This window comes from Leeuwenhoekiella aequorea, assembly GCF_004104375.1.
Classification (GTDB): Bacteria; Bacteroidota; Bacteroidia; order Flavobacteriales; family Flavobacteriaceae; genus Leeuwenhoekiella; species Leeuwenhoekiella aequorea.
This window is the reverse complement of the sequence record NZ_QOVM01000002.1, coordinates 661459-677011: the sequence shown is the minus strand read 5'-3', so window position 1 is coordinate 677011 and position 15553 is coordinate 661459. Positions and strand designations below refer to the sequence as shown.

General features: G+C 35.8%; 11 protein-coding genes. 8 read left to right on the top strand and 3 right to left on the bottom strand.

What is annotated here, in order from left to right:
- Positions 1-5 precede the first annotated feature (5 nt).
- The gene (locus DSM00_RS07010; RefSeq protein ID WP_128757308.1) at positions 6-566 is read right to left on the bottom strand and encodes an RNA polymerase sigma factor; all 561 of its coding nucleotides are present in this window, start codon (positions 564-566) and stop codon (positions 6-8) included.
- Positions 567-793: 227 nt separating this feature from the next.
- Between DSM00_RS07010 and lon the strand changes: the two genes are divergently transcribed.
- The 5 genes from lon (at position 794) to DSM00_RS06985 (ending at position 7930) form a co-directional block, all read left to right on the top strand.
- Positions 794-3244, top strand: a complete 2451-nt coding sequence (gene lon / locus DSM00_RS07005) for an endopeptidase La (protein WP_128757307.1) — start codon at positions 794-796, stop codon at positions 3242-3244.
- Between the two features lie 112 nt (positions 3245-3356).
- Positions 3357-4376 carry a type IX secretion system protein PorQ gene (gene porQ, locus DSM00_RS07000; protein WP_128757306.1) on the top strand — a complete coding sequence of 340 codons (1020 nt, stop codon included), beginning with the start codon at positions 3357-3359 and terminating at the stop codon, positions 4374-4376.
- A gap of 55 nt (positions 4377-4431) precedes the next feature.
- Entirely contained in the window at positions 4432-5127 is a 696-nt protein-coding gene (gene cmk, locus DSM00_RS06995) for a (d)CMP kinase (protein WP_128757305.1), read from the top strand.
- A gap of 19 nt (positions 5128-5146) precedes the next feature.
- Positions 5147-6307, top strand: a complete 1161-nt coding sequence (locus DSM00_RS06990; RefSeq protein WP_128757304.1) for an MFS transporter — start codon at positions 5147-5149, stop codon at positions 6305-6307.
- Between the two features lie 195 nt (positions 6308-6502).
- A complete protein-coding gene (locus DSM00_RS06985) occupies positions 6503-7930 on the top strand; it encodes an NAD-dependent succinate-semialdehyde dehydrogenase (RefSeq protein WP_128757303.1) in 1428 nt (475 codons plus the stop codon).
- 58 nt (positions 7931-7988) lie between these two features.
- Here the strand turns inward: DSM00_RS06985 and DSM00_RS06980 are convergent, their stop codons facing one another.
- Positions 7989-8825: an alpha/beta hydrolase gene (locus DSM00_RS06980; RefSeq protein ID WP_128757302.1), complete on the bottom strand. Its 837-nt coding sequence runs from the start codon at positions 8823-8825 to the stop codon at positions 7989-7991.
- 188 nt (positions 8826-9013) lie between these two features.
- Between DSM00_RS06980 and rpsA the strand changes: the two genes are divergently transcribed.
- Positions 9014-10864 carry a 30S ribosomal protein S1 gene (gene rpsA, locus DSM00_RS06975; protein WP_128757301.1) on the top strand — a complete coding sequence of 617 codons (1851 nt, stop codon included), beginning with the start codon at positions 9014-9016 and terminating at the stop codon, positions 10862-10864.
- A gap of 264 nt (positions 10865-11128) precedes the next feature.
- Positions 11129-12307 carry a GlmU family protein gene (locus DSM00_RS06970; protein ID WP_128757300.1) on the top strand — a complete coding sequence of 393 codons (1179 nt, stop codon included), beginning with the start codon at positions 11129-11131 and terminating at the stop codon, positions 12305-12307.
- 35 nt (positions 12308-12342) lie between these two features.
- Here DSM00_RS06970 and DSM00_RS06965 read toward each other — a convergent pair whose 3' ends face one another.
- Positions 12343-13962 (bottom strand): ABC transporter substrate-binding protein, encoded by a 1620-nt coding sequence (locus DSM00_RS06965; protein ID WP_394365796.1) that lies wholly within the window; start codon positions 13960-13962, stop codon positions 12343-12345.
- Between the two features lie 211 nt (positions 13963-14173).
- Here DSM00_RS06965 and mtaB point away from each other — a divergent pair, with 211 nt between their 5' ends.
- Positions 14174-15514 carry a tRNA (N(6)-L-threonylcarbamoyladenosine(37)-C(2))-methylthiotransferase MtaB gene (mtaB, locus tag DSM00_RS06960; protein WP_128757402.1) on the top strand — a complete coding sequence of 447 codons (1341 nt, stop codon included), beginning with the start codon at positions 14174-14176 and terminating at the stop codon, positions 15512-15514.
- Positions 15515-15553: the final 39 nt, after the last annotated feature.

Genomic DNA, 15553 nt, shown 5'->3' with positions numbered 1-15553 from the left:
TGTAATTAATTCTTAATTAAATTGCTCAATTTCTTGCGTAAGCTCTCTTTGGCGCGCGATACTGTTGTTCTGCAATTTGCATAGCTAATATTTAAAATTTCACTCATCTCTTCATAGTCAAAACCTTCAATTAAATTTAAAGTAAGCGCCACACGGTAACTATCTTTAAGTTCATTCATTGTCTGCAGCACACGTTGAATTTCGTAAGCACTCGTATCGCAATCTGCTAACCCTTCATAATCATCTTCCAATTTATAAAGAGTATCATCCAGATCGTCTTCTTTTAATCGTTTGTGTTTGTTGTAACTGCTAATGCTATTATTTACTACGATACGTTTTAACCAACTTCCAAAAGAGGATTCGGCATTGTAGCTATCCAGTTTTGTAAAAGCGCTTAAAAATGATTCCTGCATAATATCTTCTGCTTCTGCATTATCTTTAACAATGCGTAGGGAAGTATTATACATCGCTTTGTAATAGCGATTATAAACAGCAAGTTGTGCTTGCTGATTACCGCATTTACATTGCTCTAAAAGCAAATCAATAGTATGGTTAGTAGTGTTCAATTGGTTAGTGCTTCAATATAAAGATGAGGTTAATTTATATTTGTTACAGTTGGTTCTAAATTTATTTCATTTAAGATAATAATACGCTGGCACAACAATTGAATTATAACTAGTACAAGAAAGCTTTAGTGTGTTTAATTGAATGCATTACAGCGTTTTAAATCAAATTAAAAAAGTTTACATCAAGCATAATTAATCAATTTTGTGACAATGTGACGTTAAATAATATGGCTAGAACAAAATTTACAAATCTTGACAATCTGTCATTGCAGGATTTTGATGGTGAAGCAGATTTAATCCCATTAATGACTCCTGAAGACGAGGAAGAGATCAATAAAGAAGAATTACCAGAGACGTTGCCTATTTTACCACTTCGGAATACGGTTTTATTCCCGGGCGTGGTAATTCCTATTACCGCAGGTCGTGATATGTCTATAGATCTTATTAACGAGTCTAATAAAGGTTCAAAGACAATAGGTGTAGTTTCTCAAAAAGATGAATCTGTAGAGAATCCCACAGCCGATGATATAAATACAACCGGAGTTGTTGCTCGTATTCTTAGAGTTTTAAAAATGCCTGATGGTAATGTTACTGTTATCATACAAGGAAAAAAACGTTTTAATATTGCTGAAGTAATTACTGAAAAACCATATCTGGTAGCAACAGTACGTGAAGTGCCAGAACTTCGTCCTGAAAAAGGAAATGAGGAGTTTAAAGCGATAATTGATTCTATTAAAGAACAGGCTTTACAAATCATTAAGCAGTCGCCTAATATTCCTAGCGAAGCTGGTTTTGCAATTAAGAATATCGAAAGTGAGTCTTTCCTCATCAATTTTGTGAGTTCTAATATGAACTTAACGGTAGAGGAAAAGCAAAAACTCCTTGAAATTGGAGATTTAAAAGAGCGTGCTCTACAGACGCTGCGTCATATGAATACGGAGATGCAGAAACTCGAGCTTAAGAATGATATTCAAAGCCGGGTGCATAACGATATGAGCCAGCAACAGCGTGAATATTTTCTACATCAGCAAATGAAAACCATTCAAGAAGAACTGGGTGGAGTTTCTCAGGAGGATGAACTTGAAGAGATGCGCGTGCGTGGCAAAAAGAAAAAATGGGATGAGAAGATTGCTAAGCACTTTAATAAGGAGCTAGCAAAAATGCAACGAATGAATCCGCAGGTTGCAGAATATAGTATTCAACGTAATTATCTTGATCTCTTTTTAGACCTTCCGTGGAATAAATTCAGCAAAGATAAATTTGATCTTAAACGGGCTAAGCGTATTCTAGACAGAGATCATTATGGTCTAGAGGATGTTAAAACACGTATTATTGAGTATCTGGCAGTACTTAAATTACGTAATGATATGAAATCTCCTATTTTATGTCTGTATGGACCTCCGGGAGTGGGTAAAACATCATTAGGTAAATCTGTGGCAGAAGCTTTAGGCAGAGAATATGTGCGTATGAGTCTGGGAGGATTGCGTGACGAGGCAGAAATTCGTGGTCACCGTAAAACCTATATCGGTGCAATGCCTGGCCGTATATTGCAAAGTTTAAAAAAAGCAGGTACCAGTAATCCTGTTTTTGTGCTAGATGAGGTAGATAAATTAAGTAATAGCAATCAAGGAGATCCTTCTTCGGCATTACTTGAGGTTCTAGATCCAGAGCAGAATGCAGAATTTCATGATAACTTCTTAGAGTTAGGTTTTGACTTGTCTAAAGTGATGTTTATTGCAACCGCAAATAACTTGGGAGCAATACAACCTGCATTACGTGACCGTATGGAAATTATAAATGTAACCGGCTATACTATCGAAGAGAAAGTTGAGATAGGAAAGCGTCATTTATTGCCAAAACAATTAAAAGAACACGGAGTAAAAGAGGATCAGTTAAAGATTGCTAAGCCACAATTAGAAAAAATAGTTGAAGGCTATACGCGTGAATCTGGTGTACGTGGATTAGAAAAACAAATTGCTAAAATGGTGCGTTACGCAGCCAAGAATATAGCAATGGAAGAGGAGTATAAAGTTAAAGTTGATTCTGAAACGATTATTGATGTTTTAGGATCTCCTAAGTTAGAGCGTAATAAATACGAGAATAATGATGTGGCCGGAGTGGTTACAGGACTTGCCTGGACACAGGTAGGAGGAGATATCTTATTTATTGAGTCTATTCTTTCAAAAGGAAAAGGTGTTCTTTCGGTTACCGGAAATTTAGGTAAAGTGATGAAAGAAAGTGCGACACTGGCTTTAGAGTACATTAAATCTAATGCAGCTGAGTTAAAACTTGATCCTTCGATTTTTGAGAAATACAACGTGCATATTCACGTACCTGAAGGGGCAACTCCTAAAGATGGACCGAGTGCGGGAATAACAATGCTTACATCATTAGTTTCTTTATTCACCCAGCGTAAAGTGAAGAAAAGTATCGCTATGACAGGTGAAATTACGCTAAGAGGTAAAGTGCTTCCTGTAGGTGGAATTAAAGAGAAGATACTTGCTGCAAAGCGTGCGCATATTAAAGAGATAATTATGTGTAGTGAGAATGAGCGTGATATTAAAGAGATTAATGAAGATTATCTCAAAGGTCTCACATTTCACTATGTAAATGATATGAGTGAGGTATTAGCTGTGGCACTTACAAATGAGAAAGTTAAAAATGCAAAAGAATTGTAATATTCTTATAGGTTAGTTTAAAACCCGTTAGCTGAAAAGTTAGCGGGTTTTTTAATGCCTGATAAATACAGTAATATTGTAGGCTTGTTATTTGCTGCCGGTTGATTTTAGAATGATAAAAACGCTATTTTCTTTTTTACTTATTTGTTTTTGCTCAGTTCTGCAGGCGCAATTGGGTGGGCGAACCACTTATCAGTTTCTCAATCTGGTATCATCACCTAAGCAAGCAGCAATGGGTGGAAAAGTAGTTACAGATTATAGTTACGATCCCACTTCAGCATTATTTAATCCTGCATCTATAAACGCAGAAATGGATAATCAGCTTGCACTCAACTATGTGAATTATCTCGCAGATGTAAACTACGGAAGCGCTAGTTACGCATATCTCTATGATAGACGTACTCAAGTTATTCACGCAGGTGTAACTTATATTAATTACGGAAATTTTGAGGGGTATGATGAGCAAGGCAATGCAACAGCAGACTTTAGTGGGGGAGAAGCTGCTTTTTCATTAGGGTACGCATATAACATACCCTACACAGATTTCTATGTAGGTGCAAATGCTAAATTGATCACATCAAAATTAGAGCAATATAGTTCGTTAGGTGGGGCTGTAGATCTTGGTTTTATGTATCTTAATGAAGACTTAAACCTTAACATAGGTGGAGTAATACGTAATTTGGGAACGCAGTTTACTGCCTATGATGCAGTCTATGAAAAGCTTCCGTTAGAAATAGATTTAGGAATCTCTCAGCAACCGGCTCACGTACCGCTGCGCTGGCATTTTACATTAGAAAATCTGCAAAATTGGAATTTAGCGTTTAAAAACCCCAATCGGGCAACAGTAGATCTAGATGGTAATACGATTCCTGAAAAAATCAATTTTTTCGATGAAGCCCTACGACATATGATTATTGGAGCAGAGTTGTTTCCTGATAGTGGCTTTAATATTAGACTCGGATATAATTTGCGCAGAGCTGAAGAATTACGCATACAAAAACAACGTAGTTTCGCAGGTCTAAGTGCCGGTTTTTCTTTGAAGTTTAATAAATTGCGGCTTAGTTACAGCTATGCAAGATATAACTCTGCTGCCAGCTCTAGTTTTTTTGGATTACATATCGATTTAAGATAAATAGCGCATTCTGTTCTCAATAATACATTAGAATTCTAATAGTCAATTTTTAAATTTGAAAAGAATAACAATAGCAATTGATGGCTTTTCATCAACCGGTAAAAGTACAGTGGCAAAAATGCTAGCTAAAGAGCTAGACTATATTTATGTTGATACAGGAGCGATGTATAGAGCAGTTACTTTATTTGCAATGCGACACTTATATATTAAGGAAGGGCATTTTGATAAAGAAGCACTTCTGAGAAATCTATTTAAAGTTTCGGTTAAATTTAAAATGAATCCTTCTACAGGTATTGCAGATGTTTATCTCAATTCTGAAAATGTTGAAAGGGAGATACGTACGTTAGAGGTATCTAACTTTGTAAGTCAGATAGCTGCAATTTCAGAGGTTCGTCATTTACTTGTTGAAAAACAAAAGGAAATGGGCAAAGAAAAAGGTATTGTTATGGACGGCCGCGATATAGGTACTGTGGTTTTTCCCGAAGCAGAATTAAAAGTATTTATGACTGCAACTGCAGATGAACGTGCACGGCGTCGTTACGAAGAATTAATTGCCAAAGGGGATAATGTAACGTATGAGGCCGTTTTAGAAAATGTGGTGAAGCGTGACGCTTTAGATACATCTCGAGAAGATTCGCCACTTGTAAAAGCAGATGATGCAATCTTGTTAGACAATACGCATACAAATATTGAAGATCAGTTTCATATCTTACTTCAGCTTTCTAAAGATCGCATTTACGGACGTTGCTAAATGTACTTTAAGCTACTAAATGGGATCGATAAAACTTACCAAAAGCCTGTTATACCTAATGGCAGCAGGTGCCGGACTTGTAGTTGCGAATAATTATTACAATCAACCTCTTCTTAATTTAATTGCGGCAACCTTTAAAGTTTCAGAATCGCAGGTAAGCAGAATTCCTTTAGCTACTCAATTAGGTTACGCTTTCGGCTTATTGTTTATTATTCCACTTGGAGATAAATTTTCAAGAAGAAAAATTATACTATATGACTTTATAGCTATTATAATTTCTTTATTAATTACCGCCATTGCTCCTTCGCTTTGGATACTTACTGTATCTAGCTTTCTAGTAGGTTTTTCATCTGTGGTTCCTCAATTATTTGTTCCTATGGCAGCAGAGTTAGCCACTGAAGAGAAAAGGGGGAAAGTAATAGGTATAGTAATGAGTGGACTTTTAATAGGTATTCTTGGGAGTCGGTTTATTAGTGGTATGGTAGGAGAATATTATGGATGGAGAGTAATGTATTTTCTCGCTGCAGGCATAATGTTAATTTATGTTGCAATCCTATATTTTAAATTACCCAATGTTGCTACAGATTTTAAAGGTACTTATGTGCAATTAATGCGCTCATTAATAAATATTTTAAAGACTAAACCAGAAGTGCGTGTTGCCGCATTACGCGGTGGTTTAGCATTTGCCGGATTTAGTGCCTTCTGGACCACACTCGTTTTTCTTATGGAAACAAACTTTGGGTATGGCAGTGCAGTTTCAGGAATGTTTGGATTGCTGGGAATGATTGGAGCTTTAGGGGCAGCATTTGCCGGAAAACTTAATGATAAGTACAATCAAAATAAATTGGTTTTACTTTTTTCGATATTGCTCATTTTATCTTGGATAGTGTTTCAGTTTTCAGAGCATTCATTAATAGGAATCGTAATAGGGGTTTTACTTATTGATTTCAGCTTGCAATCACTACACGTTACAAACCAAAATATTATATTCTCAAAAAACCCAGATGCACGTAATCGGGTAAATACCATTTATATGGTGGGCTATTTTATAGGAGGTGCATTAGGTACAATTGCCGGTGCGTATGCTTGGGAGCACTTTCGGTGGATAGGTGTTGCTACATTGGGTTTAATTTTTTCTGTGCTCATACTCATTTTTACAACTATGCTTAAAAGAGAGTAATTAATAGTACTTCTTAACTTCTCAAACGCTAAGAGCGTTCTTTTCTCATAAATATATTATAAGATGCACTTAAGGCTTTATTAAAAGGATAAGCCGTACGATGTATGTTTTTTAATTTTATGTAAAATTATATAGGTTTTTCTGCGATACTATTAAAATCAACGAATCTCCTTAATGCTACAAAAAAGAATAAAAATGAGTACTGAGACACTAGATCAACAAAAAAGTAAATCAGATTCTAAACAAGAATATTTAGAAACTATAAATCCGGCAACCGGAAAAAAAATAAACTCTTACAAATTAATGAGCGATTCTGAAGCAAAAGAAGCTGTGGAGGCATCGCACAAAGCGTTTTTAAAGTGGAAAAATGTTTCTTTAGAAGAGCGTGCTAAACACATCAAAAATATTGGTAAGAGTTTTGAGAAAAATAAGGATAAGCTTGTAAAATTAATGACTGAGGAAATGGGGAAAATGCTTCCTCAAGGAGTCCAAGAAGTTGACTTGTGTATAGGTATATGTGATTATACTGCTGAAAACGGACCCAAAGAATTACAGGATGAAGAGCGTACCTTACCAGATGGTGGTAAAGGACTTATAACTTACTCGCCATTAGGTGTGATTTATGGGATACAACCCTGGAATTTCCCCACCTATCAGGTGATGCGTTATACAATTGCTAATCTAATGACAGGTAACAGTATTTTACTTAAACATGCCGAAAATGTCACTGGTTCTGCATTGCTTATAGAGGAGATAATTAAAGAATCTGGACTTTCAGAAAATTTATTTACGGTATTACGTATAAGCCATGATCAATCTGACACTATTATAGAGAATGAACATGTACAAGGAGTTACACTTACCGGTAGTAGTAATGCAGGTAAGATTATAGCTGAGAAAGCCGGAAAGGCTCTCAAAAAGACCGTATTAGAATTAGGGTCTAATGATGCGTACTTAGTATTAGAAGATGCAGATATTGATACGGCAGTCGAATGGAGTATTAAAGGTAGAATCTATAATAATGGTGAAACCTGTGTAGCTGCAAAACGTTTTGTAGTTGCTGAAAAAGTCTATGACGAATTTAAAAAGAAATTTGTTGAAGGAATGCGCAATTTAAAATTTGGTGATCCTACTGATGAATCCAATGATATTGGCCCAATGGCCCGTAAAGATTTACGTGAAAAATTGCACGACCAGGTAGAGGAAAGTGTTACAAATGGAGCCGAAGTTCTTTGTGGCGGTAAAATGCCAGATGGGGATGGATTTTATTATCCCGCTACAATTTTAGGTAATGTTAAACCGGGCCAACCGGCTTATGACGATGAATTATTTGGACCTGTAGCATCTTTAATTAAGGCTAAAGATAATGAGGATGCTATGCGAATTGCTAATGATAGTCGTTTTGGACTAGGTGGGGGCATCTTTTCCAAAGATGAGAAGAAAGCTTTTGAATTAGCTAAGAATCATTTTGACACTGGAATGGTGTTTATAAATAGTTTTGGTTTAGCTCAGCCTAATATGCCATTTGGTGGAGTAAAGAATTCTGGGCACGGAAGGGAACATGGTGGTTTTGGATTGAAAGAATTTGTAAATGAAAAAGCGATTATGCGTCTTAACGGATAGTTAAATCAGGTTTACAATTTTTGAAACCCTCTTTGTATTACAGAGAGGGTTTTTTATTTTATGATTTATCCAGAATCCAATTTTTATAATAGTTTAGCACTTCATAGCTATTTGTTTCATTATGCGTTTCGTGTTTGAGATCCTTCCATTCTTTAAATGTAATCTGGTCGTGATGTCTTTTAGCGAGAGTTTTAGAAGCCTTAAAATCTGTAATAGTATCCTCAGTGCCGTGAGCAAGTAAAATTTGCGTTCTAAAATCAAATGAACGGTCTAGCAGATAAACTCCATTGTCATTCATAGCAAAATATAAGCATATAGATGCTGTGTTGTGAACTAGCGGATCTTTGAGATAATTTTTTCCTACAGATTCATCACGAGACAACGAATTGGGGTCAAGATTAGCAGTTTGATTTTTATTAAAACCAAAACTTAAAAGCATACGACCCAAAACAAGTTCAAAAGCATTGGGCTTTTTTACAAGACTGAGCCAAGGAGATGTTATAATTGCTCCGGCTGGAGGAAGACTTGTAAGCAACAAATATCGTAATACAATACCACCTCCCATGCTATGCCCATATAGAAACACAGGTAAATCTTTATTTTCAAGAACAGCCTTTTCATAAATAAAATCAACAGCTAGAATATAATCTTGAAGTGATTGTACAGTTCCCTTTTTCCCATTCGATCTACCGTGACCCGGTAAGTCAATGCCATAGCAAGAGATATTACTAGTTGTATATTCGCTAATCACATGATCATATCTGCCTATATGCTCCCCAAAACCGTGAATAATGCATACAACTGCTCTCGGATTTTGAGTCTTCCAGCTTTTTCCAAACAACTCGTGGCGAGTTGTTTGCCCTTGAAATGCCTCTATGGAAACTTCTCCAAACATATTTTATGATTTAAATATCAAAATAAGAAAACTTTATGTAATTTTGCACACCTTTTGACAATGTAAGGAAGCACAAAAGGACTACATTATTAGCGTTGCTGGTAGTGTTGAAAAGTAATCAAACCTCTTTTATGGTTTTGTGTTGTTTAGCTTCCGCGAAAGCGTAAAATACAAATATTAATCAGCAAATGGCTGAAGAAAACCAAAATCCGGAAACTGCTCCTGCAGTTGAAGAAACAAGCACTGCACAAGCAGCGCCAAAGAACCACCAAACTGCTTCTCAAGCAAATCCTGAAAAATTTCTAGAAGAATTTAACTGGCACAACTACGAGGAAGGTATTGACCCAATCGATGAAGACAAGTTAGATGAATTTGAGAAGTTAGTAGCAGAAAATTTTGTAGATACTCTTGATGATGAGGTTGTTGAAGGTACAGTAATCAATATCACAGATCGTGATGCTATTATTGATATCAATGCAAAATCTGAAGGTGTAATCTCACTTAACGAATTTCGTTACAACCCAGATCTTAAAGTAGGAGATAAGGTTGAAGTATTAATTGATGTACGTGAAGATGCTACAGGTCAGTTAGTTCTTTCTCACCGTAAAGCTCGTGTTATTAAGGCTTGGGATCGTGTTAATAAAGCTCACGAAGAAGGTACTATTGTTACTGGTTTTGTAAAGGCTCGTACAAAAGGTGGTATGATCGTAGATGTATTTGGTATTGAAGCTTTCTTACCAGGTTCTCAAATCGATGTTAAGCCTATTCGTGATTACGATGCTTATGTGAACAAAACAATGGAATTTAAAGTTGTGAAAATCAACCAAGAATTTAAAAACGTTGTTGTTTCTCATAAAGCACTTATCGAAGCTGATATTGAAGAGCAGAAAAAAGAAATCATTGGGCAGCTTGAAAAAGGTCAGGTACTTGAAGGTACTGTTAAAAACATTACTTCTTACGGAGTATTTGTTGATCTTGGAGGTGTTGATGGATTGGTACACATTACAGATCTTTCTTGGTCTCGTATCAACCACCCGAATGAGATCGTTGATCTTGATCAGAAATTAAACGTTGTTATTCTTGACTTTGATGAGGATAAAACACGTATTCAACTAGGTCTTAAGCAACTTAAGAAGCACCCATGGGATGCTCTAAGTGAAACTTTAAGCATAGGTGATAAAGTAAAAGGTAAAGTAGTTGTAATCGCAGATTACGGTGCTTTTGTTGAAGTAGAAGAAGGAGTAGAAGGTTTAATCCACGTTTCTGAAATGTCTTGGTCTACGCACTTACGTAGCGCTCAAGATTTTGTAAATGTTGGTGATGAAGTAGAAGCTCAAATTCTTACTATGGATCGTGATGAGCGTAAGATGTCTCTTGGTATCAAGCAATTATCTCAAGATCCTTGGACAGATATTACTACTAAGTATCCTGTAGGATCACGTCATACAGGTATTGTACGTAACTTCACTAACTTTGGAGTATTCGTAGAATTAGAAGAAGGTATTGATGGACTTATTTACATCTCAGATCTTTCTTGGACTAAGAAAATCAAGCATCCTTCAGAATTTACAAACATTGGCGATAAGCTAGAGGTTGTAGTTCTTGAACTAGATGTTGATGGTCGTAAATTAAGTTTAGGTCATAAACAAACAGAAGAAAATCCTTGGGATAAGTACGAAGATGATTTCGCAGTAGGTACAAAACACACTGGTGTAATTAGCGACGTAGTAGACAAGGGAGCAACTATCGAGTTTAACGAAGACATCGTGGCATTTGTTCCAGGTCGTCATTTAGAAAAAGAAGATGGTAGCAAATTAGGAAAAGGTGATAGCGCCGAATTCCAGATCATTGAGTTTAATAAAGACTTTAAACGTGTAGTTGCATCGCATACTTCATTGTTTAGAGAAGAGGAAGCTAAGATTGTTAAGCAGGCAGCTAAGAAAGCAGCTGATTCTGCAGCAGCTAGTGCACCTACTTTAGGAGACGCTAATGACGCTCTTGCAGCACTTAAAAAGAAAATGGAAAAAGGTGGTAACTAAGCCCTAACATTTTTCACAATAGAAAGCTCCTTAACGAAAGTTAAGGAGCTTTTTTTTATCTTAGTTAAGAATATAAACATAGGCCCAGCTCAGCACAAAATATCATTCTCAACTCTGAGGAGAATGGCAATTTATTTATGGTATTTTGAGTAATGAAAATTCGCAGTATTTGGTTACTTTTGAGATCCTGAATCTATGATTTAAAAGTTCGGTTTGTACGATATTAGCAGATAAACTGAACAGTTTCTACCTTAAGCAAACATCATGAACTATATTCTTTTTGACGGTCCCTCACGGAATAAGCTTTTACCTTTAACATTCACTAAACCTGTTGCAGATTTGCGATTAGGTATTTTAACGATTAGGGGTAAATGGGAGATGCACCTTGGTAGCACTACATCAACTGTTACTGAAGAATATTTATCTGAAAAATTCCCTATGGTGGAGTTTGAAGATAATGTGATGATTAACGCCTCATATTTACCTACAGATGATTTAGTTGAAGCGATTCTAGATCTAAAACCGCGACAAGCTATTTTTGACGGCGAAGATGTAATAGCCTTTTATACTCAAGACACACAGGAGGAAATCGATTTTGATGAATATACTCAAATTGAGATAGGAGCGAAAGCCCTCTTTAAAATTGAACACACCTGGGATATTTTCAGTAAAAATCATCGTGCGATCGAGCTTGATTATATGTTGATAACTCAAGATCGCGAATCTGTGAAAATTCCTAAAAGTGTTCAGGTTATTAATCCTGAAAACATATTTATTGAAGAAGGAGCAACTCTTAATTTCTGTACGTTAAACGCATCTGAAGGCCCTATTTATATAGGTAAAGATGCAGAGGTTATGGAAGGAGCGCTTATACGTGGTCCCTTTGCTTTGTGTGAAGGAGCTACTGTAAAAATGGGTTCAAAAATATATACAGGCACAACAATAGGTCCTTTCTGTAAAGTAGGTGGAGAGATTAATAACGCGGTGCTAATGGCATATTCAAATAAAGGTCATGACGGATTTTTAGGAAATTCTGTTCTAGGAGAATGGTGTAATATTGGTGCAGATTCTAACAATAGTAATCTTAAAAACAACTATGAAGAGGTACGTTTGTGGGATTATGAAACAGAAGGTTTCTCTAAAACAGGACTTCAGTTTTGCGGACTTATAATGGGTGATCATAGTAAATGTGGTATTAATACAATGTTTAATACGGGCACTGTAATTGGTGTAAGTGTAAATATTTTTGGAACCGGATTTCCGCGTAATTTTGTACCCTCGTTTTCTTGGGGTGGCGCTAGTGGATTCACTACCTATAAAACTGAAAAGGCTTTTCAAACAGCAAAACTTGTGACTGAAAGACGAAATATAGCTTTTGATGAGCAAGAGGCTGCAATCCTTCAGCATATATTTGATGAAACTGCAAAGTTTAGAAGGTATTAAAGTTTCCAACCTTAAATGTTCAATCGATTTGAGAACTAATCTAAAGGTAATTTTTTAACACGCTTAAGAACAAGAAAGTCCTGCGGATTTGCAATGAGTCCGGTGACATTCTTATGAACAAATTTTATAACCTGGTCATAATAAAGCGTAACAAATGGAGCTTTTGATATTAAAATAGAATCCATTCTTTTATAAAGAACTTTTCGTTTTTCGATATCAGAAATTTTGAAACTCTCTTCATATAATTTATCGAATTCAGCACTTTTAAAATGGGTATAGTTAGGTCCATTTGGAGTGAAATTCTTGCTGTAATATAATGATAGATAATTTTCTGCATCTGGGTAGTCTGCAATCCAGCTGGCTCTAAATGAATCCAATTTCCCAGTCGATTTTAATTGTCTAAGAGTAGAGGGTGGCATGACATCAATATTAATTAATAATCCAAGTTTGCCTAACTCCCTTTGTATGTATTCGCAAATGTCAAGGTATTGACTATTTGTACCTATTGTGATTGATGGTGAAGTATTGCCACTTTCTTTAATATACTGCTCAATTAACTTTCGAGCTTCAACAGGATTATATTCAAATCCTGATGTTCCAAATCCGGGTAGACCAGAGGGAATAAAACCTGCATTTGCCGGTGTGCCTATACCGTTTCTTAAATATTTAATCATTTTTAAACGATCAAAACCAAGATTAACAGCCTTTCTTAGTGCTAAAGAGCGTACTTCATCTTCATTGCTGGATAAGAAAAAACCTAAGTATTCGGTATTTAAAAACGGACCGGTAATCGTATTTACGTTTTCTTTATATTTTTCTTGAAGTTGGCCTGTTGCAGTTAGTAACTCATCTTTATAGGAAGGATCCAGACTATTTAGCATGTCCAGATTGCCCTGAGCAAATTGCAGAAATTCACTTTGTTTATCAGGTAAAAAAGTAATAGCTATAGCTTCTAAGTATGGAAGTTGAATTCCATCTTCATCTTTTTCAAAGTAATTCTCATTTTTTCTAAGAACGAGTTTAACACCTTCTTCCCATCTTTTAAATTTAAAGGGACCTGTTCCTATAGGATTTGATCTAAATTCAGTGCCAAAGTAATCAACTACTTCGTGCGGTACAACAGAGCAATAACGCATTGCTAGTAATCCTAAAAATGCAGGAAATTCTTTTTTAAGAGTAATGACTAAGGTAGAATCATTAACTGCGTTATAGTGCTCTACATTACTTAGAACCCAACTGCCGGGAGAGGCAATTCTAGGGTCTTTCAAACGATTAAAACTATATACGAAGTCAGCAGCTGTCACTGTGCGTGTACTGTCTACATTTGCAAATTGAGAATGTTTATGAAACCATACATTCTTGCGAAGATTAAAGGTATAGGTTTTTGTGTCATCACTAATTTCCCAACTTTTAGCAATATCTGGTTTGATGTTTAAAGAATCATCTTGCTGTACTAAACCATTAAATAGTTGATTTGTAGGCCAAATAATAGGAGGATTACGGGCAAATGCAGGATCTAATGTTGCTACATTGTAATGCTCATTGTATCTAAACACCTTTAGTTCTTGTGAAAAATTCTCTTTTGAATCACAAGAAATAAAAAACGTGCTAAAACTTAATACTAGTAGAAGTGACTTTATAGCTTTGAATATCAATGTGGTAATTGGTGATTAGTTTTTAAATGAAAATGTTTTTTGCAATACATCAGCATCGTGTTTAGGATCATTTTGATCTAATAAACTTGGAATTGACGCAAAGCTTTAGCAATAAAATTATTGTAGTTAACTTTGCAGTCTTAAACTGGCGCTATATTTTTTCGCATAAGCGAAAGAAAAGCAAAAGTAACCAATTGTGAAGAAGATTCTAATGAACGAAGCAGGTAAAAAAGTAGCCTTTTATACACTGGGATGTAAGCTTAATTTTTCGGAAACAGCTACCATATCCCGCAGTTTTAAAAGTGAAGGTTTTGAGCGAGTTGATTTTAGTGAATCAGCAGATATTTATGTAATTAATACCTGTAGTGTAACTGAAAATGCAGACAAACGTTTTAAAACAATCGTAAAGCAGGCTCAAAAGATCAATCCCGATGCTTTTGTTGCGGCAGTAGGTTGTTATGCCCAGCTTAAACCCGAAGAGCTTGCAGATGTTGATGGCGTGGATCTTGTTTTAGGAGCCACAGAAAAATTCAAGATAACAGATTACCTAAATGATCTCTCTAAAAATGATATGGGAGAAGTGCATAGCTGTGAGATCGAAGATGCAAATTTTTATGTAGGTTCTTATTCAGTAGGAGATCGCACACGCGCATTTTTAAAAGTGCAGGATGGTTGTGATTACAAATGTACGTATTGCACCATTCCGCTTGCTCGTGGTATTTCGCGAAGTGATACACTTGTTAACGTAATTAAGAATGCGCAGGAGATAGCAGCTCAGGATATTAAAGAAATCGTCTTGACGGGTGTAAATATTGGTGACTACGGAAAAGGAGAGTTTGGTAATAAAAAGCACGAGCATACTTTTCTGGATCTTGTTAAAGCGTTAGATAATGTAGATGGGATTGAGCGTTTACGCATTTCTAGTATAGAGCCAAATCTTCTTAAGAATGAAACCATAAAACTTGTCTCTGAGTCAAAATCTTTTGTACCTCATTTTCACATTCCGCTTCAAAGTGGGAATAATGAATTACTGGGTAAAATGAGTCGAAGATATAAGCGCGAACTTTATTCAGATCGTGTATCTGAAATAAAAAAACTAATGCCTAATGCTTGTATAGGCGTAGATGTTATTGTAGGCTTTCCGGGAGAAACGGAAGCTCATTTTCTAGATACCTATACATTTTTAAATGAATTAGACATTTCATATTTACATGTATTTACGTACTCAGAGCGTGAAAATACTAAGGCGGCAGAAATGGAGCATGCGATACCCTTGAGGCAACGAAAAAAGCGCAGTAAAATGCTTAGAGGATTATCTGCAAAAAAACGGAGAGCATTTTATGAATCCCAATTAAATACGAGTCATAAGGTGCTCTTTGAAGGAGAGAATAAGCAAGGTTACATTCACGGATTCACTGAAAATTATGTCAAGGTTAAAGCTCCTTGGGATCCTGGGCTTGTAAATACTATTCACAGTATTACACTTACAGAAATAGATGAAGATGGCTTAGTGCGTTTTGAATATGAAAACGAAAACCTTTTAACAGCATAAAAAAAAACCTGCTTTTGCAGGTTTTTTTAATTTTAAAAT